The sequence below is a fragment of the Glaesserella sp. genome, from assembly GCF_041814905.1.
Lineage (GTDB): Bacteria > Pseudomonadota > Gammaproteobacteria > Enterobacterales > Pasteurellaceae > Glaesserella.
The window spans coordinates 1-25,875 of the sequence record NZ_JBGXYA010000034.1; the positions used below are offsets into that span (position 1 = coordinate 1).

Here is a 25,875-nt window from a genome sequence, read left to right on the forward strand (position 1 = left end):
CGTTCAGGCTCTTATGCGCAAATTGCAACCTATGTGAATGATGTGCGTAAAAACAACAAAAATGTATTGTTAGTTGAAGTGGGCGATGCGATTCAAGACAACCAAGTGGAAGTCTTTGCTAAAACGCCGGAATACGCCAAAGACAACCCGGTGCCAAAAGTGTTAAATGCGATGAATTACGACATTTTCGTTTTAGGTAATCACGAGTTTAACTTTGGTATGCCTGCGTTAGATGCTATTTTAGAAGATATGCAGGCGAAAAAAATCACCGCAAACTTCTATCACAAAGACGGTAAACGTTATCTTGAACCAACGACTATCATTGAAAAAGACGGGGTAAAACTCGGCATTATCGGCTTAACTACGCCGATGTCTGCGATTTTTGAGAAGGACACAGGTTATCTCGATAATATGAAATTTACTTCTCCAATCGAAGAAACCAAAGCTCAAATCGCTGACTTAAAAGCGAAAGGCGTTGATGCGATTATCGTTATTGCACATATGGGCATTGAAAACGAGAACAACGTTGCAGATACGGGCGTGGCGGATTTAGTGAATGCGGTGGACGGCATTGATGTGATTATCGCAGGACATATGCATAAAAACGTACCGAGCGAAACCATCAAAAACACCCTAATCACCGAGCCACACCGCTATGGCACGGTTGTATCTGAAGTGGATTTAACCTTTGATGTGGACGATAAACAAGCGGTTAAATTGCTGTCAAAATCTGCAAAAACCGTGCCTGTTAATAAATTGGAATCTGATCCAAAAATCGTGGAAATCTACAAACCGTATCACGAAGAACTCCGTCGTTTAAATAACGTCGTGATCGGTCAAGTTGCAAACGATATGATCCCACAAGGCAAAAATCACGGCGTATCTATTGCGTTCTCAAAAGATACGGGAATGTCATCACTCATTCACGATGTGCAACAATATTACAGCAAAGCGGACGTGGTGTCGTTTGCCTTTGACTATGAAACAGTACGTTTAGATAAAGGCGATATTAAGAAAAAAGACATTATTTACAACTACCGCTATGCAGGTGGTGACGTGTCTGTATACGAAATGACGGGTAAACAGCTCAAACAATATATGGAATGGTCAGCGGATTACTTTGATACGATCCAACCGGGCGATACCAACTACCGTTATAACGAAGTGCGTGGCAAATCAAAATATGTGACTTTCGACTTATTCGGCGGTGTAAGTTATAAAATTGATTTACGCAACCCAAGCGGTAGCAAAATCGTAGATTTAACCCTTGCGGACGGACGCAAAGTGACCGATGAGATGAAACTCAAAGTGGGTATGAACTCTTATCGTTTTGGTCAATTAACTAAAAAAGGCGGTCTCTTTGAAGGTCAGAAAATCCCTGTGGTTTGGGAATCTAAAGTCGCAATGGGTCAAGAAGCCGGTACGATTCAAAATATGTTGATTGATTACATCACCAACGTGAAACAAGGCAAAATCGAAGGCTTATCTCACAATCGTTGGGAAATTATCGGATTGAAATAGTCAGATAGAAAACTAAACAATGAAGGCAGGGTTTACCTGCCTTATTCGATGTGAAGTGTTATTTGCGCCCGAACATGCCGCCCAGTCCGCCTAAGCCGCCAAGACCGCCGCCCATCATTCCTTTCATACCACGCATCATTTTTGCCATACCGCCTTTACGCATTTTTTTCATCATGCGTTGCATTTCGTCAAACTGTTTGAGCAGTTTATTGACATCTTGCACTTGAGTACCTGAACCTAACGCAATACGGCGACGGCGTGAACCTTTGATAATGTCTGGATTAGCACGCTCTTTCAGGGTCATTGAATTGATGATCGCTTCCATTTTGATGAACATTTTGTCATCGACTTGATTTTTAACGTGATCGGGTAAGTTTTTCGCCCCCGGTAATTTATCAAGCATCGACATCATACCGCCCATTTTTTTCATTTCTACGAGCTGTTCACGGAAATCATCAAGGGTGAAATCATCGCCTTTCTTGAATTTAGCCGCCATTTTTTCGGCTTTTTCCTGATCGACAGAACGCTGTAAATCTTCGATCAAGGACAGCACATCGCCCATACCTAAAATGCGTGAAGCGATACGATCAGGGTGGAACGGCTCAAGGGCATCGGTTTTCTCGCCAACCCCTAAGAATTTAATCGGTTTGCCGGTAATTTGACGAATGGATAACGCCGCACCACCACGAGCGTCGCCATCCACTTTAGTTAAAATCACCCCTGTGAGTGGCAAGGCTTCGTTAAAGGCTTTGGCAGTATTTGCCGCATCTTGACCCGTCATTGCATCGACGGTAAACAAGGTTTCAATCGGGTTTAACACCGAGTGAATTTGCTGGATCTCTTCCATCATCTCGCCATCAACGTGCAAGCGACCGGCGGTATCGACAATTAACACATCAAAGAAATTGAGTTTAGCGTGTTTCAATGCCGCTTCTGCAATTTCAACCGGTTTTTGCGAGGTTTCAGTCGGGAAGAAATCAACTTTTAACGCTTCAGCCAACGTTTGAAGCTGTTTAATCGCCGCCGGACGATAAACGTCGGCAGACACCACAAGCACTTTTTTCTTATGGCGTTCTTTTAAGAATTTCGCCAATTTACCGACAGACGTGGTTTTACCCGCCCCCTGCAAACCCGCCATTAAAATCACCGCCGGCGGTTGGGTGGCAAGGTTCAACCCTTCGTTTGCTTCGCCCATCGCTTTTTCAAGCTCGGCTTGCACGATTTTCAAGAACTCTTGCCCCGGCGTTAAGCTCTTATTAACTTCTTCACCAATGGCACGCTCTTTGACTTTATTGATAAACTCACGCACCACAGGCAGAGCCACATCGGCTTCTAGCAACGCCATACGCACTTCACGCAGGGTATCTTTAATGTTATCTTCGGTTAAACGCCCTTTCCCCGTAATGTTTTTCAGGGTTTTAGACAGTCTGTCGGATAGGTTCTCAAACATAATCTTTTCTCTATTTGCAAAATATTGGCTTAATCTGACCGCTTGTATCCCCCCTTCCGCCTTCGGCACCTTCCCCCGCAAGCGGAGGAAGGGAAGTGAGAGATGAAATCGAGGGCATTATACAAAAAAACCACCTAAAAAGGCGGTTTATTTGTGGGGCATTTTGTTATACCAAACATGATGATAAGTTGGATCATTCACTCTACCGGCGCGAGCGTCCCGCTCGTGCCGTGGGTTGCATCCCGTTGGAATGCGACAAGCGGTGCGTTTTAGGGGAAAATTTGCAAAATTTTTTATAAATCGCACCGCTTGTAGAATGTATTTAATTATTTTTGCGTAATTCCTTCAACAGCGGAATAAACAACGCTTTCTGTGAAGCACTCAATTCTTGCCAATGGCGATCTAACTCCATTTCATCATTATTCCAGCCAAATTCTTCCATACAATCCGCAAAAAAGTAGCTGATCGGTGTTTTTAAGAATGTCGCAATCGCAACCAAATGAGCCACATTGATTTTGTTTGTACCGCGTTCGTAGCGGGAAAGTTGTGGCTGAGTTAAATTCACATACTCCGATAATTTTTCTGCCGTAAAGCCTAATTCTCTTCGCTTCTTCTGAATACGCTGCCCTATTAATTTATCTATTTCAGAAGCCATTGGCTGAGCCATATCTACCTCAAAGGATTTATTCATTTATGGCATATTTTTAGGAAATTATTGCCTTGATTGAATAACGCACAAAGCATATAATAACTTCAATTATGCTTTATACGCATAATTAAAAAGGAGAACGTACGCTAATTGAATATAGGTAAAAAATATATGCATAAACAACTTATCCAATTATCTGCTTTAACAGGCATTTTGATATTACTAACAGGGTGTGTAATGGAGCCGAAGCCATTTATTCCAAAGGCATTAGATGACAATGCAAGAGGAATAACTACAGTAAACTCCCCTCCATATGGCTGTAAATTCTTAGGCGAAATAGAAGGGCATGATGGCGCTCCGCCTAAACCATTTCAGCAAGATGCTTCAACAATGTCTGCGGCTCGTAAAGGCGCATTAAATGATGTACGTAATCAAGCTGTTGATGTCACGGGGAGCAGAATCGTTTTGAGTATTGCTAGAGAGCAAGCAATATGTTTTGATGGAGCCGATTGTTCCCATCTCAAAAATCAAGATATTTTTGTATCAAGCTATGTAGTGACAGCTCAAATTTTTGAATGTGGTGATAAAGATAAATAAATGTAACATTCATAATTTAAACAAGCGGTCTGTTTCCCCCAAATTTTTGCAAATTCCTCCTCAAATCTGACCGCTTGTCTTGCAATCTAACAATACTATTCTTAATTACAAGCGTAACCCCTCTGCACACCACTGCATGAAATATTTGTTTCATTTTTATTCAAAATTGACAATGTTTAGATTGAAAGGTCGGCTTTAATGATTAAAATAGCAACAGTTTTAATTTTATGATTAAGGAGCATTGTATGCTGAAGAAAGTAACCACCTTATTGGGAAAGAAAGAGAGAGAACCCCTTGAAAATGTATCGACTGAGCAGATTGCACAAGAGATTATCGAGGGATTGGGCGGAAAAGAAAATATCAAGCGGGTCGATGCTTGTATTACCCGTTTAAGAGTTCAATTAGCTAGTCTGAAAAAAACGGATAAGGCAAAATTGAAAGCTGCCGGTGCGGTAGATTCGATTGTGGTCGGTGATTCGTTGCAGGTGATTTTAGGCAAACGAGCCGGAGAAGTTCGTGATCAGATCAACCAATTGTTAGGTTAAATCGTCGAGTGGATTGCCCACCCGATGCGTTTTGCTTAAGCTTTGCGTAGCGCAAGTGAAACCGCTAAGGTTTGTACCAAAGTCATGGTGGCGCATTGAGAGCGGAAACCGCTGATTTGCGCCTCTTTGATCACAAAAGAGATATCACTAAAGGTCAATAGCGGACTTAATTGGCTGTCGGTGATAGCAATATGTTTTACTCCCGGACGGGATGTTGCATTCAATACTTCTAGCGTTTCCGCCGCATAAGGCGAGAAACTGATCGCAACAATCACATCTCCTTCGCGCACACGGCTAAGCTGTTCATCAAACATTCCGCCTAAGCCATCAATTAAAAATACATCGTAATCCAAATGATGTAATGCATAATTTAAATAACAAGCGATACTGAAAGAGCGTTTTAAGCCGATAATAAAAATACGTTTTGCGCTGTCGAGCAACTCTACGGCCTGTTCCAGCTGTTGTTCGGTCGTTTGTTTTACCAGCTGTTGCAGTGCTTGGCTGTTACCTTGTACGAAAACTTTCAGAATATTCGATAAGCTGGTATTTTCTTCGTCTAATTGCGGTTCAATTTGGCGAAAAATTTGTACACGTTCGGTATAGCTGACGGTTTCTTCAACCAAACCTTGGCGATAAAGCTGCTTAATTTCATTAAATCCGCTGAAACCAAAGGCATTGGCAAAACGAATTAAGGTTGAAGGTGGTACATTTGCTCTTTCGGCAATGGTTGAAACGGTGTCGAAAACAATACTATTACCATTATCTAAAACATATTGTGCGACTTGTTTTAGTCTTTTGCTAAGCGTGTCATAGCGTTTACGGATTTCATTTTGAAAATTAGTCAATTGAGTCGATGTATTCATTGTTATACTTGTTATTGAGATTATCCTAAGAATATCCCGCTATTATAGCCTATTTGAGTAAAAAATGGGCGGTAAAAAACAAATACCGCCCGGATTTACGTTTCTCGAATATCAAAGATCAAAAAAATTAACGTTGTTTCCAACAATCAATAAGTGCTTCATATTTTTCCGAAACGGCCGCAATTAATTCATTATCGGATAATTTTCCGGCAAGCCACTGTTCGGATGGTGAACCGAAAATGGTACGACCAACGGCAAATCCTTTCACTTTATCGCAGGATTTTGCTTGTTTAAACACCTCGGCAAATTCCGAAATCGGTGCATCTAAACCAAGAATTAAAATCCCGCGACAATCGTGGTCTTTCGCTTCGATCGTTTGGTTGATTGCTTCCCAACCTTTTGCCGAAATGCCCGGTAATTTCCACCATTCCGGTTTGATGCCCAACTCGTATAAATGCGCAATGATCTCATTGTAGTATTCTTCTTTTTGTTCCATTGTCGCCGGCAAAATGATTTCAAGTAACAATTCATGCCCGGTACGGCAACATGCTTGATACACTTCAAGTAGTTTGCGATCTTGTTTTGCTTTGAGTTCTTGAGCGTCTTTCGGATGGTAGAACGCTAAGCATTTAATGACATGGTCGCGCGGAAAATTGGTTAATTGGCTGCCTAAATCACCGTATTCCAATTCTAACGGGCGGGAAGACGGTTCTTCAATCGGGCGGGCAATCCAGTAGTTTTTACCGGTAATTTCATTTAACGCATCTTGACCAAAGGTTGTATCAGCCAAAATACCGGCTTTACCTTCTGTTAAACCGGCTTTTTCCGCAGTTTGCATCATTGCTTTTAGGAGAAGCTGTTTTAATTTCGGAATACGAGCTATGTCGGCTCCTACTTTGTTTGCCATATCTACCAACTGTTTACGGTGGTCAAAGGCGAAAATACAGAGTTCATTCCACTGTTTTTTACGGGTAGTTACACGGTGAAGGTGATTTAAACGTTCGTCTAAATCCGGACGTGGAACTGATTTGGCGCGTTTTAGGTAGTCATCCAATTCACGTTTAGTCGGCATTGCCGGTGCGCAACCGTGGCGAGATACCACTAAAGCTCCGCACGCGTTAGCGTAACGACAGGCTTGTTCCCACCCTTCGTTATTAATATAGCCACGCATTAGACCGGACATAAAAGCATCGCCTGCACCCAGTACATTCAGCACTTCTACGCGTACCCCATAAACATTCAAACCTCCGTCTAAATCTTCGGGGATTTCTCCCTCAAACACAGAACAACCTTGAGCACCGCGTTTGCAGACTAAAACCGCATTAGAAACTTTTCGTACGTTTTTAAGCGCGGTGAGAGTATCGGTAGAACCGCCGGCAATGTGGAATTCTTCTTCCGTGCCGACCAACACATCAAAATGGTGTAACACTTCTTGTAATGATTTGGTGACTTCCGCAGAATCAATATAGCGGGTTTCACCATCACCTAGCGAAGTTAAGCCCCACAGTACCGGGCGATAATCAATATCCAAGGCGCGTTTTACATCATTGCGTCTGGCGTATTCTAATGCGGTGAGTACCGCTTCACGGGTTTTGGGGTTAGATAAATGAGTACCGGTAATTGCCAATACACGGCTTGAGGCAATATAGTCCTCACTGAAATCTTCTTTAGTAATCGCCATATCCGCACAATTATCGCGGTAGAAAATTAAAGGGAAGGTTTCTTTATCTTTAATGCCGAGAATCACCAATGCCGTCAAACGCTCTTTATCGGTAATCAGATGGCTGGTATCTACTCCTACACTCTGCAGTTCTTCACGTAAAAAACGCCCCATATGTTCATCACCGACCCGTGCTAACATAGATGAACGCAATCCTTGAATTGCTGTACCGTAGGCAACGTTTCCTGATGATCCCCCAAGATATTTATTAAATGAAGTCATTTCTTCGAGGCGGGAGCCGATTTGCTGCCCGTAAAGATCAACTGCAACCCGCCCTAAACAGATAAGATCGAGCGGACGATCTTGATGATTTACTTTTCCCATAGTTAATTCCTCATTGCGATGACATATAAAATCAGATTTTTATTATTATATAAAATGGAATTTTTATTTCAAATTTAAGATTGGTTTTGTATTCATTTTTGTGACAAACTTCAAATTATTCACGGTTTATAATGGTTTTCTGGTTTAATTTAGAAAAATGAGAGCTAGATCACAGCATCCTAGTGACTGATTCGATATCATGAAATGAAATAAATTTTCCAAATTTATCTTTTGGAAATAAATTTTACGAAAATATCGCTAGGTTAGAGGTGTTTATGCAGACGGTTAAACTCACAGTTGCTCAGGCTCTCGTCAAGTTTCTTGATAATCAGTATATTGAGATTGACGGCAAACAACAAAAATTTGTGCATGGGATTGCCGCTATTTTCGGGCATGGCAACGTATTAGGAATGGGGCAGGCTCTTGAGCAAGATGCCGGCGGATTAACGCTTTATCAAGGGCGTAATGAACAAGGCATGGCGCATTTGGCTATCGGTTTTGCTAAGCAGAATAAACGTCAAAAAATTATCGCCTGTACTTCATCGGTTGGTCCCGGTGCGGCAAATATGATTACAGCAGCAGCTACCGCTACCGCTAATCGCATTCCGCTGCTTTTGTTACCGGGCGACGTATTTGCTACTCGCCAACCGGATCCGGTATTACAACAAATCGAACAATCCTATGATTTAAGCATGAGTACTAATGATGCCTTTCGTGCGGTGAGTAAATATTGGGATCGCATACAACGTCCAGAACAATTAATGAGCGCTTGTATTAATGCAATGCGTGTATTAACGGATCCGGCGGAAACCGGTGCCGTCACCATAGCATTGCCACAAGACGTGCAAGCGGAAAGCTACGATTTCCCACTCTCATTTTTACAAAAACGAGTTCATAGAATAGAGCGTACACCGCCGACTGACGTCACAATTCAAGATGCGGTACAACTTATCCTTGCTAACAGGAAACCACTGATTATTTGTGGCGGCGGTGTACGCTATTCACAAGCGGGCGGAATGTTGCAATATTTTGCAGAAAAATTCGGAATTCCGTTTGCCGAAACGCAAGCCGGTAAGAGTGCGATTGTTTCCGCTCATCCTCTGAATGTCGGCGGTGTCGGTGAAACCGGCTGCTTGGCGGCTAACCGTTTGGCAAAAGATGCGGATTTAGTGATCGGTATCGGTACTCGTTATACGGACTTCACCACGTCTTCCAAATGGATTTTTCAAAACCCTAATGTGAAATTCTTAAATATCAACATTGCTCGTTTTGATGCTTATAAACTGGATGCGCTGCAAGTGGTTGCGGATGCAAAACAGGCGTTAGAACAGTTAGCACAAGCGCTACCGGCAGACTATCAAGCGGCTTGGGGAGATGAAATTGCCCGAGCTAAAGCCGATTTTGCCGAAGAATTACAACGTTTACGCCAAGTGAAATACCGCGAAGGTTTTGAGCCGGAAATCAAAGATAACCTGAATCGTGAGGCGGTTTATCAAGAATTTATTAAGCTGACCGGTTCTTGTTTAACTCAAAGCCAAGTATTGGGGATTGTGAACGAAACGATTGATAACAATGCGGTAATCGTTGGCGCTGCAGGCAGCTTGCCGGGTGATTTACAGCGTACTTGGTTATCTAAAAGTGAAGATACCTATCATCTGGAATACGGCTATTCTTGCATGGGATATGAAGTCAATGCTGCGGTTGGAGTCAAAATCGCCCAACCGGAACGGGAAGTTTACGTATTGCTTGGTGACGGCTCTTACTTAATGTCTCATTCCGAATTGGTGACTTCCATTCAGGAAGGTAAAAAGATCAATGTGGTGCTGTTCGACAATATGGCGAACGGCTGTATCAACAACCTTCAAATCGGTAACGGTATGGATAGTTTCGGTACCGAGTTCCGCTTCCGCAATGCGCAAACCAATCAGCTTAACGGCGGGTTAATCCCGATTGATTTTGCGATGAATGCTGCGGCTTACGGCTGCAAAACGTATCGAGTGACCAATGAAAACGAATTACGCGCAGCGCTCGATGAGGCGAAAAAACAGACGGTTTCGACTCTCATTGATGTGAAAGTATTACCGAAAACCATGGCTCATGGTTATGGCAGTTGGTGGCACGTCGGAGTTGCCGAAGTATCCGACAGCGAACGTATTCGTGCGGCAAAACAGCGCGCTGAACAAGAGTTGGCTAAAGCCAGAAAATATTGATGACAAGCGGTCCAATTTTGCAAAAATTTTGCAAAATTGGACCGCTTGTTGCGACTTACTTTATCTACGAGGTTCTCTATGAAAGCAGAAAACATTCAATTAGGCATCGCCCCTATCGGTTGGACGAATGACGATCTTCCGGAATTAGGAGCAGAGAATACATTTGAGCAATGTGTTAGTGAAATGGCGTTAGCCGGCTATACCGGCTGCGAAGTGGGTAATAAATATCCGCGTGATGTTGCTGTGTTGAAGCATAAACTCGATGTCCGCGGTATCCAAATCTGTAATGCGTGGTTTAGTACCTTCTTTGTGGACGGTAAATGTGAGGAAACCATTCGTGAATTTATCAAACACCGCGATTTCTTACATGCGATGGGAGCTAAGGTGATTGGTTGTTCGGAACAGAGTCGCAGTATTCAAGGCACAACGAAATCGGTCTTTAAAGAAAAACCGGTATTTAATGACCAAGATTGGAAATTAATGGCAGAAGGTTATAACGAACTGGCCAAATTAGCCGCTGAAAAAGGAATGCGAGTCTGTTTACATCATCATATGGGAACGGGTATTCAAACTCCGGCAGAGGTGGATCGCTATATGGCGGAGGTGAATGATGATGTTTACCTGTTATTTGATTCCGGTCATCTTTACTATTCGGAAGGTTGCCAAAAAGCGATGTTAGGTGTGTTGGAAAAATATATCGACCGCATTATCCACGTTCACCTAAAAGATGTGCGTGATGAAGTAGTGGCAGAAGTGAAAGCGAAAGATTTAAGTTTCTTGGAAGGGGTAAAAAAAGGGACTTTCACCGTGCCGGGCGATGGTGTGATCGATTTTAAACCGATTTTCGATATTCTCGAAAAACATAACTACAAAGGTTGGATGGTTGTTGAAGCAGAACAAGATCCGGCGTTGGCAAACCCATTTGAATATGCCTTGAAAGGCCGCAAATACATTCGTGAAGTTGCAGGAGTTTAATATGTTAAAAGTAGGTATTATTGGTGCAGGGCGTATCGGACGCGTACATTCCGAGAGTATTACTAAGTATGTAAAAGGCGCAGAAATCAAAGCGATTTCGGATATTAAAGTGACCGATGAGCTAAAAAGCTGGGCAAAATCGATGGGCATTCCGAATGTGTATGATGATTACAAACAGATTCTGCAAGATCCGGAAATTGATGCGGTGCTAGTCTGCTCTTCTACTAACACGCATGCGCCGATTTCGATTGAAGCGGCTCAAGCCGGCAAACATATTTTCTGTGAAAAACCGATTGATGCGGATGTCGGCAAAATTAACCAAGTATTAGCCGAAGTTGAAAAAGCGGGGGTGAAATTCCAAGTCGGTTTTAACCGTCGTTTCGACCACAACTTCAAAGCAATCAAAGATCGCGTGGTAGCGGGAGATATTGGTGAACCGCACGTGATTCGTGTGACTTCCCGCGACCCGGATGCACCGCCGATTGAATATGTCAAAGTATCAGGCGGTATGTTCTTTGATATGACTATTCACGACTTCGATATGATTCGTTACTTATCCGGCAGTGAAGTGACCGAGGTATTTGCGGTTGGCGGCGTGTTAGTGAATCCGGAAATCGGTAAAGCCGGTGATATCGACACTGCGGTTATTACGTTAAAACTTGCCAATGGTGCAATCGGTGTGATTGATAATAGCCGTAAAGCGGTTTACGGTTATGACCAACGCGCTGAAGTTTTCGGTTCAAAAGGTGCGGTACAAACCCGTAACGATACTGATTCAACTGCAGTTTACTCTTGCGAAGCAGGAGTGATTGCGGAAAAACCGAAATATTTCTTCCTTGAGCGTTATATGCAATCTTTTGCCGATGAAATGATCTGTTTCGTTGATTCGGTTGTTAACGATAAACCAACATTAGTGAACGGAAATGACGGTTTACAACCGGTATTAATTGCCTTAGCGGCGAAAAAATCCTTGGATGAAAATCGTCCGGTGAAATTAACGGAAGTTGTTTAATTTTTGATAAGAGACCTTTTCGGAGGTCTCTTTTTTTATTAATAGAAACACGAGGTCTATATGAATAGTAAAAAAACGACTCAGCGTTTCCACGCAAGCTGGGAATCAATAAAAACTCACGAAGTGCCGGAGTGGTATGAAGATGCCAAATTCGGCATATTTATTCACTGGGGGATTTATTCGGTACCGGCTTTTGCGCCACCGACTTGCCAATTAGGTGAAATCGATATTGATGAGCAATGGTTTTGTAATAACCCTTATGCCGAATGGTATTCCAATTCCATTCGTGTAAAAGTCGGACCGACTTATGAACATCATGTTAAAACTTACGGTGAAGATTTTGACTACAACAGTTTTTTACCTCAATGGAAAGCGGAAAAATGGCAGCCGCAAGAGTGGGCAAAATTATTTGCTCAAGCGGGGGCAAAATACGTTGTTTTAACGACCAAACACCACGATGGTTTCTGTTTATATCCAAGTAAACACACTGATTTTAACAGTGTGCAACAAGGGCCGAAACGTGACTTAATGGGAGAGTTGACCCAAAACGTGCGCGCTCAAGGCCTAAGAATGGGGGCTTACTACTCTGGTATTATCGACTGGACTTATTCGTCTGCGCCTATTTTTACGGAAAGCCAAAACTTCTCTAACGCTTGTCCAACCTATGAATATGCAGACTACGCATATAAGCAAGTGGTTGAGCTTATCGATTTATATCAACCGGATATTCTTTGGAATGATATCGGTTGGCCGGTTATCGGTGAACATATGTTGCCTCATTTGTTTGCATATTACTACAACACTGTTCAGGAAGGGGTTGTGGATGATCGTTGGAATAAACTTTGGTGCGATTTCACTTCAAAAGAGTACAAACACGGTATCGCATCTCGTGATAAAAAATGGGAAATGTGTCGCGGTATGGGCTTGTCTTTCGGTTATAACCAAGTTGAAGATGAAAGCCATCTGATTTCGGTAAAAGATTTAATTTCCTTATTAGTTGAAACGGTAGCGGACAACGGTAATTTATTACTCAATATCGGTCCGAAAGCGGACGGCACAATTCCTCAAGAACAAGTTGAAAGATTACTGGCTTTAGGTAAATGGTTGGAGGTAAACGGTGAAGGGATTTATAAATCCAGATGCAGTCGCCATCCGACCCAGCACATGGGTGAAATAACGGTGCGTTACACTCAAGTTAATGGCGATCTTTATCTCTATATCGATGGTTTAAAGGAGGCTAAAGCGTGTTTACCGCTCTCGATTTATGGCGATCTCCAAGCATTAAATCCGGACGTAAAATTCCAAGTAGAAACAACTCAGGCTGGCAGAGTTTTATATATCGAAAATTATCAACCGGATTGGTATGTCTTAGGATTTAAAATTGCAGAGGGAGAAAAATAATTATGACAATGGCAACTCAACCAAAAACAGCCCGTTTTATTGATTTTATGAATACTCATGTCGCACCGGTGGCAAGACGTATGGAAAATCAACCGCATATTTCAGCGATTCGTGACGGTTTTATTGTGGTTTTACCGTTCTTAATTGTCGGTAGTTTCATTATGATTCTACTTATCCCGCCGTTTGATGAAAATACAACAAATTCATTCGGCCAAGCATGGTGGCGCTTTGCAACTTGGGCTAGCCCGTATGGCTGGAATTTCTTCCAAATGTCGTTTAATGCGATTTCTTTATTTACTTCAGCAAGTATCGCTTATAATTTAGCCAGAGCCTATAAGCGTGAGCCGTTACCGGCTGCATTTTTATCGGCAATGACTTTCTTATTGGTTGCCGCACCGGTTAAAGACGGCATGATGGATATCAAATTTTTTGGCGGAATCGGTCTATTTTCAGCCATCTTTATCGGTATTTATACGGTAGAAATGACCCGTTTCTTAGAATACTTAAAAATTCGCGTACGTTTACCGAAAGAGGTGCCACATGCAGTAGCGGAATCTTTAAACATAGTAATTCCGATTTTAGCTGTGCTCTTAACTATCTATCCGTTTGCAATTTGGGTAGAAAGTGAAATGGGTAAAAATATTCCGCAATTGATTATGGACTTTATGGCGCCGTTAATCTCGGTGAGCGATACCTTAGGTGCTATCTGTCTTTTCGTTTTTGCGACCCATTTATTATGGTTTTTGGGGATTAACGGCTCATTAGTCTTAATGCAGTTATGGACCCCGTTCTTATTACAAAATATGGCGGCAAACTTAGAGGCATTCCAAGCAGGTGAACCATTACCATATATCATCACGAACTCATTCTGGGATTTCTATATCGTACACGGTGCATCGGGCGGAGTAATTGCATTAGCTTTTTTATTAGTTCGCAGTAAATCAGCACATTTACGCTCAATCGGTAAAATCGGTTTGGTACCGTCATTTTTCTCAATCGGTGAACCGATTGTGTATGGCGTGCCGATGGTGGTGAATCCATTATTCTTTATCCCACTGATTTTTGCACCTATGGCAAATGCAATCATTGCTTACTTAGTATTAGATTTTAATTTAATCCACAGAATCTATTTAATGGCGCCTTGGACAACACCGGCACCTATAGGCGCGTATCTTGTTTCTGCTGGAGATATTTGGGCGCCGATATTGAGTATTTTCCTGATTATTCTTGATATCTTTATCTACTATCCGTTCTTCAAAATGTACGAGAAAATTTGTGTGGAGAGAGAGCAAGCTAACGTAATCAGTGAAGCGGAGCAGGCCGATTTGATCGCCAAAGCGAAAGAAGCGGCGCAATAAAATATTAAAAGCAGGTTTAAGTCGCTTGAAAGGTAGGGGCAGATTTGGTCTGCCCCTATAATCTTGTCGTTAAATTTGGATTTATAAGGCGTGTTGTTGATAGCGATAGCCATCAGCTTGCGGAATAAATTCGAACAAATGGGTAATACAGTTCGGTGCATCTTGATCTTGGTGGGAAACAAACAGTAATTGAGTATGGCTGTTACCGACTAACTGTTCGATAAAATGTTTGACCAATTTACGGTTAAGCCCGTCCAAGCCTTGTAGTGGTTCATCTAAAATCAAAATCGACGGATGTTTCACCATTGCTCGGGTAATCAGTAATAACCGTTGTTGACCCCAAGAGAGTGAGCGAAAAGGCTTATCGGCAAGATGGGTTAAGTTGAGGCGTGCTAACCATTCATTTGCTTTCAATTTCAACGCATCGGGAACAAGTTGGTAAATGCCGATGGAATCGAAAAAGCCCGAGACAATCACATCGCGTACCGAACAATTTACCCGATAATCCATATGTAATTGGCTACCAACATAGCCAAGATGTTTTTTTATGTCCCAAATCGTTTCGCCGCTACCGCGCTGTCTGCCGAAAAGTATCACTTGATTGGAATAGGATTGAGGATGATCGCCACTAATTACCGATAACAATGTCGATTTCCCCGCACCATTCGGGCCTTTAATCCACCAATGTTGTTTCGGTTTCACCGTCCAAGAGAGTTTATCTAAAATTTTTTGCTCACCGTATTGAATCGTCACCTCTTTTAACTCAAACGGGTTGATAGCCGGATCTAACTCCTCAACCGGTGCGGTAGCCGTTGGTAAAGGCACATCCACTGCGCTTTCGGCATAGCGAAGCTGTTGGAAAATCGGATTTTGTTCAACAACGGCTTTTTCGCCTTGCAGAAGCAGTTGTAAGTGATCGAGCAATGCCAAATGCGTGGCGTAAGGCGGAATATGATGCAGGCGATTAACAATAAGCACGACAGCCATTTTGTCCCGCAATTCTGCCAGTAACGCCAGCCAATCTTGTACGGATTGTTTATCCAATCCTTCAAACGCTTCGTCTAAAATCAATAAATCCGGCTCACTAACAAGCAACTGACAGAGCAGCACTTTGCGACTTTCACCGGTAGAAAGCTGAATAAACGGGCGATCAAGCAATCGGCTAATTTGTAATCGCTCAGCATATCGATGGCACAATTCCGATTTATCACTACTACCGGCTAAAATCATCTGGCGTGCGGTCATGCCGAAATCATCGGGGCTAACGCAATCGTTATTGCGGTCGTTAAACGTCGCTTCGATGATTTTTTGTTGCTGCTCAAAAGACGAAAGTGCAATTTTGCAAAAAGTTTGCTCAAACTGACCGCTTGCAAGCGGTAATTTTCCGCATAAACTTTGCGAAAATGCCGTTTTACCGCTCCCGTTCCCACCGACAATCACCCAAAAATCTTTCGGATTGATTTCAAGGCGTTCAATGTTTAGCTGTTGATGTTGAGCTAACGGAAATATGGCTTTCTGAATTTTGATTTGCATAACAACATCACCTACACCGTGAACAAAAACAGGATTTTTTATTTCTCTTCGGTTTCCGACTTTATCATCGACAAGGCGGACTGAATGCTGCGTTCAATCGTTGCTCGGCGCGGATCGTCTTCCGGTATCAATTTCAGCATCATTCCCCAAGTTATCGCCGCCATTTTGTAATCTTCACGTTCAAAAGCGCTGAACGCCAATAAACTCAGCGCTTTAATATTGGAATGGTCGGCTCGCAATATCTCTTTCAAAATTTGATCACCGAGACTTTTATCTTTCGGGTCGTCAGAAAATAGCAGAATTTCCGCATAAGGCAATTTATATTGCATATTATCAGGTTGTAATTGGCTGGCTTTGGCGAAACTGTCTAACGCAAGTTGCCCGTTATTCATCGCCATACCGATTTGCCCTAATAAAAACCACGATTTATCGTCCTGCGGATTTTTCTGTAACTCAACCCGTAGAGCTATCCCGAATTGGTTTAACTCTTCATTGGAAAGCGGATTGGTTTCTTCCGTTTTAATTCGCTCGTAGAAATAGTCCAGTTTTTGGTGGCTCATTTCCAACATTGAACCGCTGAACCAAGAACCGACACTCAAATAAATGCCGCTGCTGATCACACCGACAAGGGCGATTAACGCGATAAACCATACTTTGGTATACGATTTTTTATGTGTGAGCGTTGGCTCTGTTTGCTCTGGAATATCGTCTAATAAGCTTTGCTGTAATTCCAGTTCGGTTTGCGCCAAATCATCAATTACCCCTTCAGCCGCCTCGCGTTCTACTTCTTTCAATCGGTCGAAATAGAATGCTTTATTCAGATTCTCACGTTTTTGTGTGTTAGATACCGTGGATTTGCGTAGTAACGGATAAAATGCAATGACACCGATAATTACGGTGATAACGCTGAGTAAAAGCCAGAAATTCATAGTTATTCCTTCTCGTTCAGGATTTGATTCAAACGTGCTTTATCCACATTTTTTGCAAATTTTTGCTCGGATCCGACCGCTTGTATACCTTTTCTTTTCCGTTTTCCGATAATCAAAAAGCCCAAGGCAATCAACAATAACGGCATTAGCCATAATAAAACCGTCGCTGGTGTGAGAGGCGGGTCATAAGTAACAAAATTGCCGTAACGTTCCACCATATATTCCACTACTTCGTCTTTGCTTTTCCCCTGTTTGAGTAATTCCAAGGTTTTATTGCGCATATCCGTTGAAATTGCGGCGTTTGAATCGGCAATATTATTGTTTTGACACTGCGGGCAACGCAATTCTTGAATCAAAGCGCGATAATCCGATTCCTGTTGCGCATTATCGAATTGATGGGTTTCGATGGCGGCGAAGCTGGTTGTCGAAAGCAATAACGTAAATGGAATTAAAAGTTTGTTCATATAGTTCATTGATATCGCCTTGTTATCGTTTGATGACATCGTCGTTTTACCGGAACAATGTCATTGTCTTGGGTTAACTACTTCAACTTCTCATAAATCGGTTTTAACACTTCATCCCACACTTTCTGATTAACATCGCCGGTGTGGCGGTAGTGAATGGTTCCTTTACCGTCGATGATAAACGTTTCCGGTGCGCCGTAAACGCCAAGATCTAAGCCGAGAGCGCCTTTCGGATCGTAAATCACGGCTTTGTACGGATCGCCGTAATCGGCAAGAAATTTCAAGGCTTTTTCACGTTCATCTTTATAATCGACACCAACAATTTCGATGCCTTGTTTGGCAAGAATCGTTAAATATTGATGTTCGGCATAGCAAGTCGGACACCATGTCGCCCATACATTGAGCAAACGTGGTGAGCCGGTTTTAACAATGGCAGCATCAAGAATCTGATTTTGGTCTAACAGCGATTCCAATTGAAAATCAGGAACGGTTTTACCGATCAAGGCGGATTCAAGCGCTTTCGGATCGTCACCGTTGGCATTTCGCTGTAATTGGTAGGTAAAAGCGACGATTAATGCTAAAAAAACGATTAACGGTATAAACAGTTTTTTATTCATCTTATTGCCCTATTTTGTTCGATAAACGGAAATGTCCGGTAATTTTGAATTGATGGAGGATATTTTCTTCTTGGGTGCCTTTGCCGATATTGTGGATGATGAGCGGTGTGCCGTCACCGGCTTTATTATCGGAGACAATACCGATATGCACTAAGCCTTTGCCTAAATCCCAAGTTATAATGTCGCCTGTTTGGTAGTCCCCGTTTTTAATCTCATAGCCTTGGCGTTTGAAATAAGTCGCGATATTTGGGACGCGGCGATGATCGATATTTTTATCGGTGGATTTTAGATTCCATTTATTCGGGTAACTTTTGAAATGCTGACGCATATCTTCATGAATCAGCTGCTGCAAATCAATTTTCTGTTCACGTAAAGCCCGCACGACCACATCGGTACAAACGCCTTTAGTCATCGGTACATCACCCATCGGGTAGTCGATTTTACTGTAGGTGGCATCGTAAAATTTTGTGACACCGATTTGCTTACGCGCATCCTTCACCAAGGCTTGCCCTGAAAAAGCCCACAGCGATGTGCTGGAAAAAAGTAAACAAGCAAACAGTATTCGTTTCATACAAGCGGTCTTTTTTAAACAACATTTTGCAAAAATGCGGACATCCGCATTGTTTATTTGATGATTTCAGCCAAACGTTCACCCATTCGCGTCGGTTCATGCGGCACCAAATAATCTTCTAATTTGACCGCCCCTTTCGGAAAGAGGTTCACGACTGTCGAACCTAAACGAAATGCCCCCATCTCTTCACCTTTTTTCAAGTGAACGGAGGTCTCGCCTTCGGCTAAATAATGATACACCACCACCTCTTTTGATCTCGGCGGATTCACAACACCCGCCCATACGGTACTCATACTGGCGGTAATGGTTGCGCCGACTAAAATTTGTACCATAGGACCGAATTCCGTATCAAATTCGCAGATGACACGTTCATTGCGGGCAAATAAATTCGGCACGTGTTCGGCTAGGAACGGATTGACAGAAAACAGCTCGCCCGGCACATAGATCATTTGGCGTAAAGTGGCATCACACGGCATATGTACACGGTGATAATCCCGCGGAGAAAGATAAGTGGTAATAAAATCTCCGTCTTTGAATTTTGCCGCTAATTCCAGATCGTTTGCCAGTAGCGTTTCTAAGGTGAAATGATGACCTTTGGCTTGCAGTAAACGGTTTTCTTCGATTTTTCCCAGTTCGCTGACACGCCCGTCAGCAGGCAAACAGAGCGCTTTCGGATCTTGATTAATCGGGCGGGCGTTCTCTTTTAACGGACGGATAAAAAATTCATTAAAAGTCGCATAATCCGAAGCTTGCGTTTTTTCTGCCTCAGCTAAATTGACTTGATATTTTTTAGCAAATAACTTGATGATGAAATGAGTTACCGCCCCCCATCTTTGCTCAGCTAACCAGCCCGCGGCTCGGGTTAAGCCGAATTGCGGCATTAAATATTGAAAAGCAATTTTTGCTCGTTGTCCGTAACTTGGACGCGGATAAGATTTTAGTTGCATTAGGTTACCTATTTACTTGATATTGCAAAGCAAAGCAGTATAGCAAATACGGTAAAGTTTACAATCTGAGATGATTTGGCTCCCGTTAAAGGGAGCCGCAAAGTTACTCCAATACAATACGATCGCGATTTTTATCCAGTGTAGCTTTGCCGATACCGGAAACTTCCGTGAGTTGTTCAACACTGATAAATTTGCCGTGTTTTTCTCGATATTCGATCAGCGCTTGCGCTTTTTTCGCTCCGATACCGACTAATTTGTCCTGAATTTCCGCAGCGGTTGCACTATTGATATTCACGACATTCGGATTCACTACGGCGGATTCAACCGTTTGAACCGTTGTGCTGTTTTGTACATCGGTTTGCGCAAAACCGGAGACGGAAAATATACCTAATAATAAGCTTATGCCATAAGTTGCCAGTTTTTTCATCGATTTCTCCTGTAATTTGTGATTAATTGCGTGCCTACCTTACTTAGCTAAAAATAGGTAGGCAATCGGTAAAAATCGGTTTTTCGACGCAGATCGACAAAATAGAAAAAAGTCAGGAAGGCAAGCTGGACAAGTTGTGATAAGCGGTGCATGGTAAAAATTTTTTGCAAAAAAACGTTTGAAAACGACCGCTTGCAGAAGATTTTGGGCAAAATAACGTGCCGAATAGGCAGAAATCCTTTAAAATAGCGACAATTTCCCTTTAAATCACGATCTTTGGAATTTTTAAATGAGCCAGAATAATTCGCGTAAAGAGCCGACTTTCGGTGATAACGCAAATACAGACAAGAACAGCCACTCAACCTCTGCGAATGCAGAGCAAGCAGCAAAAGAAAAACTTTCTTTTTCATTACATTCCAGTAAAGCACCAGGCTATACCTTTACGCCTGTAATGAAACGTCCGGCAGATTCTGCAACCACATTATCCTCCATGGAAGAGCAAGCTATGATCAATAAAAACGAATCTCAAACTACAGAAACGAAGAATACGGATGCCGTTAAACCGGCAAAATCAGCCGGATTTACTTTTGCTCCGGTTGCTGAAGACAGCCACGTGGTAAATAACAATATCGTGGAAGCGACTGCGGAGGTTGAACCTAAAGCGGAAGTGAAAGTCGAAACTAAAACGGAAACTCCGAAACCAGAAACGCAAACCGTTACAGAACAACCCGCTATGAAAACAAACGACATTGAACGAGTGATTCCGACTCAGCCTCAACCGGAACCTAAAGCCTCCGTTATTGATCGCGTTCCGCCGCAATATCGCCGTTTATTCATCGTCGGCGGGCTTGGCGTTGCGCTATTATTAGTCTTCTTTTTATTAAAACCAAGCACACCGGAAACCGTAGAAGAGTTACAACAGCAAGGTACCAGTTTACCGATTGAATTCCGCCCGGTAGATGAAGCGGAAGCGAAACGTGCCGAAGAAGAAGCGAAAGCTTTACAGGAAAAAGCGCAGCAAGAAGCGCAATTATTACAGGCTCAGCAACAAGCTGCACAACAGCAAGCTGCCCAGCAGCAACAAGCGGTTCAACAGCAAGTGGCTCAACAACAAGTGGCTCAGCAGCAAGCCGACCAACTTGCTCAAACGGCTCAAAACCAAGTGGAACAAGTTGTGCAAACGGCACAAACCGTAACGATCACACCGACAACACAAACGGGGGCGGAAGTGGTGGCGGTTGCTGTAAAACAACCTGAAGTGAGACCGAATACCGGCAATAACAGCGTGATTTATCAGCCGGAAACCGAGAAAAAAGCGGAAAAAGCAAAACCTGCGCTACAACCGAAAGCAGAAACCAAAACCATACAAGCTCAACCTAAACCGAAAGCCGAGCCGACCAGAACAACGTCGGCTGCGGGAGCGGTTTCGAGCAAAACAATGACGGTGCCGAAAGGTGTTTCACTCATGCAAGTCTTTCGTGATAACGGCTTAAATATTGCAGACGTAAACGCAATGAACAAAGTAAATAGCATGATAAGCCGATTAAAAGAGGGCGAAAAAGTCACGGTTCGCCTTGATAAAAATAACCGAGTAACGGAAATGACCATTGGATCCGGCGGTCGATTTATCCGCCAGACAGACGGTAGTTACGTATTTAAATAATAAAATGATTGAAGGGCAATGTGGTAACACGTTGCTCTTTCTATTTTTTAAAATGGAGAGGATGTCATGATTTATTTTCGCTATTGCAAAAAAATCGTGTTTTTTACTTTAACGGGGCTATTTTTAAGTGGTTGTATTGCGCCTGTCGAACAAGTGCAGATGGCGGTAACCACTCCAACCGCAGAAATAGAAAATCGAACTACAGCTAAAAAAGTGGTGACGATCAATTACTTATGTGCAAACCAAAAAGTCGTGAGAGTTCAAGTTCCGACATCTCCGAAAGATAAAACGATCACCGTTATTTTTAACCAAACTTCTCATAAACTCTCTTCTGCCGTCACTAAACGAGGCAAAAAATATAGCAATATCCGCTGGATTTGGCTTGAGGCGAACGGTAAAGGCACGCTACACGATAATCGTAATAATATTTTGGCGGAAAATTGCTTAAAAACGGGATAGGAAGATTTTATGAATATTTTGGTTATCTCACCTTCTTGGGTTGGCGATATGATGATGTCGCATTCACTTTATCAACAACTGAAACAAAATTATCCGAATTGTGAAATTGACGTGATGGCACCCGATTGGTGCCGTCCGTTGCTTTCTCGTATGCCCGAGGTGCGTAAAGCGATTTCCATGCCAATCGGACATGGCTCATTTGCCTTATGCAAGCGGTACGATTTGGGCAAAAATTTGCAAAATCAATACCAAATGGCAATTGTATTACCGAATTCGTTAAAATCGGCGTTTATTCCGTTTTTTGCCCGCATTCCCAAGCGCCGTGGCTGGAAAGGTGAAATGCGCTACGGTTTATTGAATGATTTGCGTAGCAACAAAAATGATTATCCGATGATGGTACAGCGTTATGTTGCCTTGGCATTCGATAAGGCGGCGATTCCGACGGCTGACCAACTGCCGATTGCTTATCCTTATCTGCAAGTGAATCCAGTCACCGTTGCTCAAAGTAAAGCACATTTTGCCAAGCAGTTTGATTATGCGGAAAACCGAGAGGCGATAGGCTTTTGTCCCGGTGCTGAATTCGGGCCGGCAAAACGTTATCCGCATTATCACTATGCAACCTTGGCGCAAAAGTTGATCGAGCAAGGTTATGCGATCCGTTTATTCGGATCGCAAAAAGATGTTGAGGCGGGTGAAAAGATCCGTGTGGCTTTGCCGGAAACATTGCAACGTTATTGCATAAATCTTGCCGGGCAAACGAACTTAAATCAAGCGGTGGATCTGATTTCAGACTGTAAAGCGATAGTGAGTAATGACTCCGGTTTAATGCATATCGCAGCCGCACTCAATCGCCCGTTAGTTGCGCTTTATGGGCCGACCAGCCCACAATATACTCCGCCGTTGTCAAAAAATGCGGTAATTATTCGCTTAATCGAAGGCGGTTTGATAAAAATTCGCAAAGGGGAAGGTATCGATGGTTACCACCAAAGTTTAATCGATATTCAACCGGAAATGGTATTAGAAAAGTTATCCGCTTTGTTGGCGACGAGTTAAAAAATGGAAGTACGCTACCTGTATAGTGAAAAAAAGACTTTTGAATTTGCCAAGTGGGTTGGTAAATCCGTTTATAAAGGAAACCAATACTTAAAAATCAGATCTTGTCTGGACTTGCTGATCTATTGGTGTTTCTATGTTTTTGTTTTTTTTCTGTTTTTTCAATTTCGTGAGCATCAAGATTATTTTGAATACTATTATGAAAATACCATGTGGCAATGGCTAAGTTGGGGCTTCCTGATTTCCGGTTTAATTGTGATTGGATATTCCGTATTTATTCGCATCCATCTCACGGAGAAAGCGCGTTTTTCTGTTATGTCGGCAAGAGACGAAGGTCATCAGATTTACCTACGTTTGGATGAAGATGGGCTTTATCAACAAACGGATTACTGCCATAGCACAACTTACTATCCTTACATTGACCGTGTGTTACATATTAAACAGCATTTGATTATTGTGCTGAATAAAGCGTATTTTTATGCCATTCCTTATAGCGCTTTTACTGATAATGCCGAACTTTTAGCGTTTGAACGGGCGCTTAAACAGAAAATGGGGCGGTCATGAAAATCTGTTTGGTGAAAACTTCTTCCATGGGAGATGTGATCCACGCCTTGCCCGCCTTAACTGATGCTCAAAGCGCGATTCCCGATTTACAAGTCGATTGGGTGGTGGAACAAGCGTTTGCCGAAATTCCCAAATGGCATAGTGCAGTAAATCAAGTTATTCCCGTTTCTATTCGTCATTGGCGTAAAAATCTGTTTAAAGCAACAACTTGGCAAGAGTGGCGAGCCTATAAACAGCAAATTCAAGCGACAGAATATGATGCGGTAATTGATGCTCAAGGCTTATTGAAAAGCGCACTTCTCGCTACCCGTTTAGCACACGGTACGAAATACGGTTATGATAGAAACAGCGCACGCGAAGGGTTAAGTGCTTGTTTTTACGACAAAAATTATGAGATTCCGTATCAACAGCACGCCGTTGAACGAATCCGAAAATTGTTTGCCCTCGCACTTGGCTACCCTCTGCCCGAACACATCGGTGATTACGGTTTGGCTTCAACATTTGCAAAATTTTCGCCCAAAACGACCGCTTGTTCACCCTATATCGTTGCGATTCACGCAACAACCCGTGACAGCAAGCATTGGCGGGAATCCTATTGGGTAGAATTATTTAAACGGTTGACTGCGCAAGGTATTGCGGTCGATTTGCCTTGGGGAAATCATGCGGAATGTGAACGAGCCGAACGTTTGGCACAAGTTTCACCGCGGGTTTCCGTGTTGCCGAAATCTACTTTAAGCGAATTGGCGCAGCACATTGCTGGCGCTCAAGCCGTGGTATCTGTGGATACCGGTTTAAGTCATTTAACCGCCGCATTGGATAAACCGAATATTATTTTATACGGTGCGACTGATCCGAAATTAATTGGTGCTTATGGTAAAAATCAGATCTACTTATCCGCAGACGGAATGGATAACATTCTACCGCAGCAAGTGTGGGACAGACTTCAAGATTGCTTGGCATAGCAACAAGCGGTCGGTTTCAACGGATTTTTTGCAAAAATTGCCGTGGATAATCAAATACCCACGGCATTGATTTATTTGAATTTCTCGGCGTATTCCGCACTGTTAACCCAAGTATGATCCGCTTCCCAACTAAACCTCCATTGACGTACCGGACCTGCCATGACATTTAAGTAATAGTTGTTATAGCCTGCAATAGTTGCCACAGGGTGATAACCTTTCGGTACTTTGACCACATCTTTATCATAAACCGCCATGCACTCGTCTAAGCTACGATCGTCGGTATATACACGTTGTAAAGCAAAGCCTTGCGCCGGCTCAAAACGATGATAGTAGGTTTCTTCCAAATAGGTTTCATTCGGTGAATTTTTTTGGTCGTGTTTATGGCTTGGGTAAGAACTGGTGTTTCCTTCGTCGGTAAATACCTCAACCACCAATAAACGCTCTGCCGGTTCGGTTTCCGGCAAAATATTATGTACTAAACGTCGGTTGTTACCGACACCGCGTTTTTCTACACCAATCTCTTCGGGTGTAATGACTCTTACCGGCAATTTACCGTCGATAGCAGGTGCAGAACAGACGGCAAGTTCCAAATCACTCGTTGCTTCGATGTTCACTTGTTTATGCGGCGGTACATAGAGTGCATAAGGCGGAATTCGTTCAAAGGGAGTTTGACGGTTGCCTAATTGCTCGAATAATTGCCCGTCTACAACGGCATTTCCTTTTCCGGCGACAAAAACGAAACAAAGCTCGTTTTGTTCACTGTTTAAGGCAAGTCGTTCACCTTGTTTTAACAGATATGCCTGAAAACCAACATATTCCCATTGTGCGTTTTCCGGCGTGATGTGCTGAATTTGTCCGTTAGCTTGTTGCTGTTTTTTAGAAAGTAAGTCACTCATAGACACCTCTTTGATTGGATACGGTTAAACCGTTTCACTATAGCCCATTCGGATCTATTTTCCCACAAGCAAACTGCAAACATTTTAATCAGATCACAAAAATGAAAAAAATATTTCATTTTTTGTTAATTTGGTTGATTTTTTTTCTTTTTGGCGGTAGTTTTA

The 25,875-nt window shown here is 42.7% G+C and carries 25 protein-coding genes; 13 read left to right on the top strand and 12 right to left on the bottom strand.

Annotation, left to right across the window (positions count from 1 at the left end):
- On the top strand, window positions 1-1,521 hold a 1,521-nt coding region (locus ACEYJ7_RS04985; RefSeq protein WP_373777976.1), incomplete at its 5' end, for a bifunctional UDP-sugar hydrolase/5'-nucleotidase.
- Window positions 1,522-1,579: 58 nt separating this feature from the next.
- On the opposite strand, the gene ffh is transcribed toward ACEYJ7_RS04985, so the two are convergent.
- Together ffh and ACEYJ7_RS04995 are read right to left on the bottom strand one after the other, a co-directional pair.
- The gene (ffh, locus tag ACEYJ7_RS04990) at window positions 1,580-2,971 is read right to left on the bottom strand and encodes a signal recognition particle protein (protein WP_373777978.1); all 1,392 of its coding nucleotides are present in this window, start codon (window positions 2,969-2,971) and stop codon (window positions 1,580-1,582) included.
- A gap of 322 nt (window positions 2,972-3,293) precedes the next feature.
- Window positions 3,294-3,638: a helix-turn-helix domain-containing protein gene (locus ACEYJ7_RS04995; protein WP_373778017.1), complete on the bottom strand. Its 345-nt coding sequence runs from the start codon at window positions 3,636-3,638 to the stop codon at window positions 3,294-3,296.
- Between the two features lie 153 nt (window positions 3,639-3,791).
- Here ACEYJ7_RS04995 and ACEYJ7_RS05000 point away from each other — a divergent pair, with 153 nt between their 5' ends.
- Together ACEYJ7_RS05000 and ACEYJ7_RS05005 are read left to right on the top strand one after the other, a co-directional pair.
- On the top strand, window positions 3,792-4,217 hold the full coding sequence (locus ACEYJ7_RS05000) for a hypothetical protein (protein ID WP_373777980.1): 426 nt from the start codon (window positions 3,792-3,794) through the stop codon (window positions 4,215-4,217).
- Between the two features lie 245 nt (window positions 4,218-4,462).
- Window positions 4,463-4,762 (top strand): PTS transporter subunit EIIB, encoded by a 300-nt coding sequence (locus ACEYJ7_RS05005; RefSeq protein WP_373777982.1) that lies wholly within the window; start codon window positions 4,463-4,465, stop codon window positions 4,760-4,762.
- Between the two features lie 35 nt (window positions 4,763-4,797).
- Here ACEYJ7_RS05005 and ACEYJ7_RS05010 read toward each other — a convergent pair whose 3' ends face one another.
- The gene (locus ACEYJ7_RS05010) at window positions 4,798-5,625 is read right to left on the bottom strand and encodes a MurR/RpiR family transcriptional regulator (RefSeq protein WP_373777983.1); all 828 of its coding nucleotides are present in this window, start codon (window positions 5,623-5,625) and stop codon (window positions 4,798-4,800) included.
- Window positions 5,626-5,752: 127 nt separating this feature from the next.
- Window positions 5,753-7,669 (bottom strand): 5-dehydro-2-deoxygluconokinase, encoded by a 1,917-nt coding sequence (gene iolC, locus ACEYJ7_RS05015; protein ID WP_373777984.1) that lies wholly within the window; start codon window positions 7,667-7,669, stop codon window positions 5,753-5,755.
- 275 nt (window positions 7,670-7,944) lie between these two features.
- Between iolC and iolD the strand changes: the two genes are divergently transcribed.
- From iolD to ACEYJ7_RS05040, 5 genes are all read left to right on the top strand, one after another.
- A complete protein-coding gene (gene iolD / locus ACEYJ7_RS05020) occupies window positions 7,945-9,879 on the top strand; it encodes a 3D-(3,5/4)-trihydroxycyclohexane-1,2-dione acylhydrolase (decyclizing) (protein WP_373777986.1) in 1,935 nt (644 codons plus the stop codon).
- Between the two features lie 78 nt (window positions 9,880-9,957).
- On the top strand, window positions 9,958-10,854 hold the full coding sequence (gene iolE / locus ACEYJ7_RS05025) for a myo-inosose-2 dehydratase (protein ID WP_373777987.1): 897 nt from the start codon (window positions 9,958-9,960) through the stop codon (window positions 10,852-10,854).
- Window position 10,855: 1 nt separating this feature from the next.
- Window positions 10,856-11,866, top strand: coding sequence for an inositol 2-dehydrogenase (iolG, locus tag ACEYJ7_RS05030; RefSeq protein WP_373777988.1), 1,011 nt, complete (start codon window positions 10,856-10,858; stop codon window positions 11,864-11,866).
- Between the two features lie 60 nt (window positions 11,867-11,926).
- Window positions 11,927-13,267 (top strand): alpha-L-fucosidase, encoded by a 1,341-nt coding sequence (locus ACEYJ7_RS05035; RefSeq protein ID WP_373777989.1) that lies wholly within the window; start codon window positions 11,927-11,929, stop codon window positions 13,265-13,267.
- 2 nt (window positions 13,268-13,269) lie between these two features.
- Window positions 13,270-14,625 carry a PTS sugar transporter subunit IIC gene (locus ACEYJ7_RS05040; protein WP_373777990.1) on the top strand — a complete coding sequence of 452 codons (1,356 nt, stop codon included), beginning with the start codon at window positions 13,270-13,272 and terminating at the stop codon, window positions 14,623-14,625.
- A gap of 81 nt (window positions 14,626-14,706) precedes the next feature.
- Here ACEYJ7_RS05040 and modF read toward each other — a convergent pair whose 3' ends face one another.
- The 7 genes from modF to ACEYJ7_RS05075 all read right to left on the bottom strand — a co-directional run bounded on the left by modF (window position 14,707) and on the right by ACEYJ7_RS05075 (window position 20,113).
- Window positions 14,707-16,158 carry a molybdate ABC transporter ATP-binding protein ModF gene (modF, locus tag ACEYJ7_RS05045; protein ID WP_373777991.1) on the bottom strand — a complete coding sequence of 484 codons (1,452 nt, stop codon included), beginning with the start codon at window positions 16,156-16,158 and terminating at the stop codon, window positions 14,707-14,709.
- A gap of 38 nt (window positions 16,159-16,196) precedes the next feature.
- A complete protein-coding gene (gene ccmI, locus ACEYJ7_RS05050; RefSeq protein ID WP_373777993.1) occupies window positions 16,197-17,087 on the bottom strand; it encodes a c-type cytochrome biogenesis protein CcmI in 891 nt (296 codons plus the stop codon).
- Between the two features lie 2 nt (window positions 17,088-17,089).
- Window positions 17,090-17,551, bottom strand: coding sequence for a cytochrome c-type biogenesis protein CcmH (locus ACEYJ7_RS05055; protein ID WP_373778018.1), 462 nt, complete (start codon window positions 17,549-17,551; stop codon window positions 17,090-17,092).
- Window positions 17,552-17,628: 77 nt separating this feature from the next.
- Window positions 17,629-18,168: a DsbE family thiol:disulfide interchange protein gene (locus ACEYJ7_RS05060; RefSeq protein ID WP_373777994.1), complete on the bottom strand. Its 540-nt coding sequence runs from the start codon at window positions 18,166-18,168 to the stop codon at window positions 17,629-17,631.
- Window position 18,169: 1 nt separating this feature from the next.
- Window positions 18,170-18,739, bottom strand: coding sequence for a DUF1287 domain-containing protein (locus ACEYJ7_RS05065; RefSeq protein ID WP_373777996.1), 570 nt, complete (start codon window positions 18,737-18,739; stop codon window positions 18,170-18,172).
- Between the two features lie 53 nt (window positions 18,740-18,792).
- Window positions 18,793-19,686, bottom strand: coding sequence for an archaetidylserine decarboxylase (asd, locus tag ACEYJ7_RS05070; RefSeq protein WP_373777997.1), 894 nt, complete (start codon window positions 19,684-19,686; stop codon window positions 18,793-18,795).
- Window positions 19,687-19,789: 103 nt separating this feature from the next.
- Window positions 19,790-20,113 (bottom strand): ComEA family DNA-binding protein, encoded by a 324-nt coding sequence (locus tag ACEYJ7_RS05075; RefSeq protein WP_373777998.1) that lies wholly within the window; start codon window positions 20,111-20,113, stop codon window positions 19,790-19,792.
- 289 nt (window positions 20,114-20,402) lie between these two features.
- On the opposite strand from ACEYJ7_RS05075, the gene ACEYJ7_RS05080 reads away from it, so the two are divergent.
- The 5 genes from ACEYJ7_RS05080 (at window position 20,403) to rfaC (ending at window position 24,814) form a co-directional block, all read left to right on the top strand.
- Window positions 20,403-21,776 carry a LysM-like peptidoglycan-binding domain-containing protein gene (locus tag ACEYJ7_RS05080; RefSeq protein ID WP_373778000.1) on the top strand — a complete coding sequence of 458 codons (1,374 nt, stop codon included), beginning with the start codon at window positions 20,403-20,405 and terminating at the stop codon, window positions 21,774-21,776.
- A 66-nt stretch (window positions 21,777-21,842) separates the two neighbouring features.
- Entirely contained in the window at window positions 21,843-22,235 is a 393-nt protein-coding gene (locus ACEYJ7_RS05085) for an MliC family protein (RefSeq protein WP_373778002.1), read from the top strand.
- Window positions 22,236-22,244: 9 nt separating this feature from the next.
- On the top strand, window positions 22,245-23,288 hold the full coding sequence (waaF, locus tag ACEYJ7_RS05090; RefSeq protein WP_373778003.1) for a lipopolysaccharide heptosyltransferase II: 1,044 nt from the start codon (window positions 22,245-22,247) through the stop codon (window positions 23,286-23,288).
- Window positions 23,289-23,291: 3 nt separating this feature from the next.
- On the top strand, window positions 23,292-23,852 hold the full coding sequence (locus ACEYJ7_RS05095; RefSeq protein ID WP_373778004.1) for a YcxB family protein: 561 nt from the start codon (window positions 23,292-23,294) through the stop codon (window positions 23,850-23,852).
- Window positions 23,849-24,814, top strand: a complete 966-nt coding sequence (rfaC, locus tag ACEYJ7_RS05100; RefSeq protein WP_373778005.1) for a lipopolysaccharide heptosyltransferase RfaC — start codon at window positions 23,849-23,851, stop codon at window positions 24,812-24,814. The genes ACEYJ7_RS05095 and rfaC overlap by 4 nt, the downstream gene beginning before the upstream one ends.
- A gap of 71 nt (window positions 24,815-24,885) precedes the next feature.
- Here rfaC and iolB read toward each other — a convergent pair whose 3' ends face one another.
- Window positions 24,886-25,710, bottom strand: a complete 825-nt coding sequence (iolB, locus tag ACEYJ7_RS05105) for a 5-deoxy-glucuronate isomerase (protein ID WP_373778006.1) — start codon at window positions 25,708-25,710, stop codon at window positions 24,886-24,888.
- Window positions 25,711-25,875 lie beyond the last annotated feature (165 nt).

Bases quoted from the DNA above. Each gene is read 5' to 3' on its own strand.
- ffh (WP_373777978.1), bottom strand. From the start codon at position 2,971: ATGTTTGAGAACCTATCCGACAGACTGTCTAAAACCCTGAAAAACATT.
- ACEYJ7_RS04995 (WP_373778017.1), bottom strand. From the start codon at position 3,638: ATGGCTCAGCCAATGGCTTCTGAAATAGATAAATTAATAGGGCAGCGT.
- ACEYJ7_RS05000 (WP_373777980.1), top strand. From the start codon at position 3,792: ATGCATAAACAACTTATCCAATTATCTGCTTTAACAGGCATTTTGATA.
- ACEYJ7_RS05005 (WP_373777982.1), top strand. From the start codon at position 4,463: ATGCTGAAGAAAGTAACCACCTTATTGGGAAAGAAAGAGAGAGAACCC.
- ACEYJ7_RS05010 (WP_373777983.1), bottom strand. From the start codon at position 5,625: ATGAATACATCGACTCAATTGACTAATTTTCAAAATGAAATCCGTAAA.
- iolC (WP_373777984.1), bottom strand. From the start codon at position 7,669: ATGGGAAAAGTAAATCATCAAGATCGTCCGCTCGATCTTATCTGTTTA.
- iolD (WP_373777986.1), top strand. From the start codon at position 7,945: ATGCAGACGGTTAAACTCACAGTTGCTCAGGCTCTCGTCAAGTTTCTT.
- iolE (WP_373777987.1), top strand. From the start codon at position 9,958: ATGAAAGCAGAAAACATTCAATTAGGCATCGCCCCTATCGGTTGGACG.
- iolG (WP_373777988.1), top strand. From the start codon at position 10,856: ATGTTAAAAGTAGGTATTATTGGTGCAGGGCGTATCGGACGCGTACAT.
- ACEYJ7_RS05035 (WP_373777989.1), top strand. From the start codon at position 11,927: ATGAATAGTAAAAAAACGACTCAGCGTTTCCACGCAAGCTGGGAATCA.
- ACEYJ7_RS05040 (WP_373777990.1), top strand. From the start codon at position 13,270: ATGACAATGGCAACTCAACCAAAAACAGCCCGTTTTATTGATTTTATG.
- modF (WP_373777991.1), bottom strand. From the start codon at position 16,158: ATGCAAATCAAAATTCAGAAAGCCATATTTCCGTTAGCTCAACATCAA.
- ccmI (WP_373777993.1), bottom strand. From the start codon at position 17,087: ATGAATTTCTGGCTTTTACTCAGCGTTATCACCGTAATTATCGGTGTC.
- ACEYJ7_RS05055 (WP_373778018.1), bottom strand. From the start codon at position 17,551: ATGAACAAACTTTTAATTCCATTTACGTTATTGCTTTCGACAACCAGC.
- ACEYJ7_RS05060 (WP_373777994.1), bottom strand. From the start codon at position 18,168: ATGAATAAAAAACTGTTTATACCGTTAATCGTTTTTTTAGCATTAATC.
- ACEYJ7_RS05065 (WP_373777996.1), bottom strand. From the start codon at position 18,739: ATGAAACGAATACTGTTTGCTTGTTTACTTTTTTCCAGCACATCGCTG.
- asd (WP_373777997.1), bottom strand. From the start codon at position 19,686: ATGCAACTAAAATCTTATCCGCGTCCAAGTTACGGACAACGAGCAAAA.
- ACEYJ7_RS05075 (WP_373777998.1), bottom strand. From the start codon at position 20,113: ATGAAAAAACTGGCAACTTATGGCATAAGCTTATTATTAGGTATATTT.
- ACEYJ7_RS05080 (WP_373778000.1), top strand. From the start codon at position 20,403: ATGAGCCAGAATAATTCGCGTAAAGAGCCGACTTTCGGTGATAACGCA.
- ACEYJ7_RS05085 (WP_373778002.1), top strand. From the start codon at position 21,843: ATGATTTATTTTCGCTATTGCAAAAAAATCGTGTTTTTTACTTTAACG.
- waaF (WP_373778003.1), top strand. From the start codon at position 22,245: ATGAATATTTTGGTTATCTCACCTTCTTGGGTTGGCGATATGATGATG.
- ACEYJ7_RS05095 (WP_373778004.1), top strand. From the start codon at position 23,292: ATGGAAGTACGCTACCTGTATAGTGAAAAAAAGACTTTTGAATTTGCC.
- rfaC (WP_373778005.1), top strand. From the start codon at position 23,849: ATGAAAATCTGTTTGGTGAAAACTTCTTCCATGGGAGATGTGATCCAC.
- iolB (WP_373778006.1), bottom strand. From the start codon at position 25,710: ATGAGTGACTTACTTTCTAAAAAACAGCAACAAGCTAACGGACAAATT.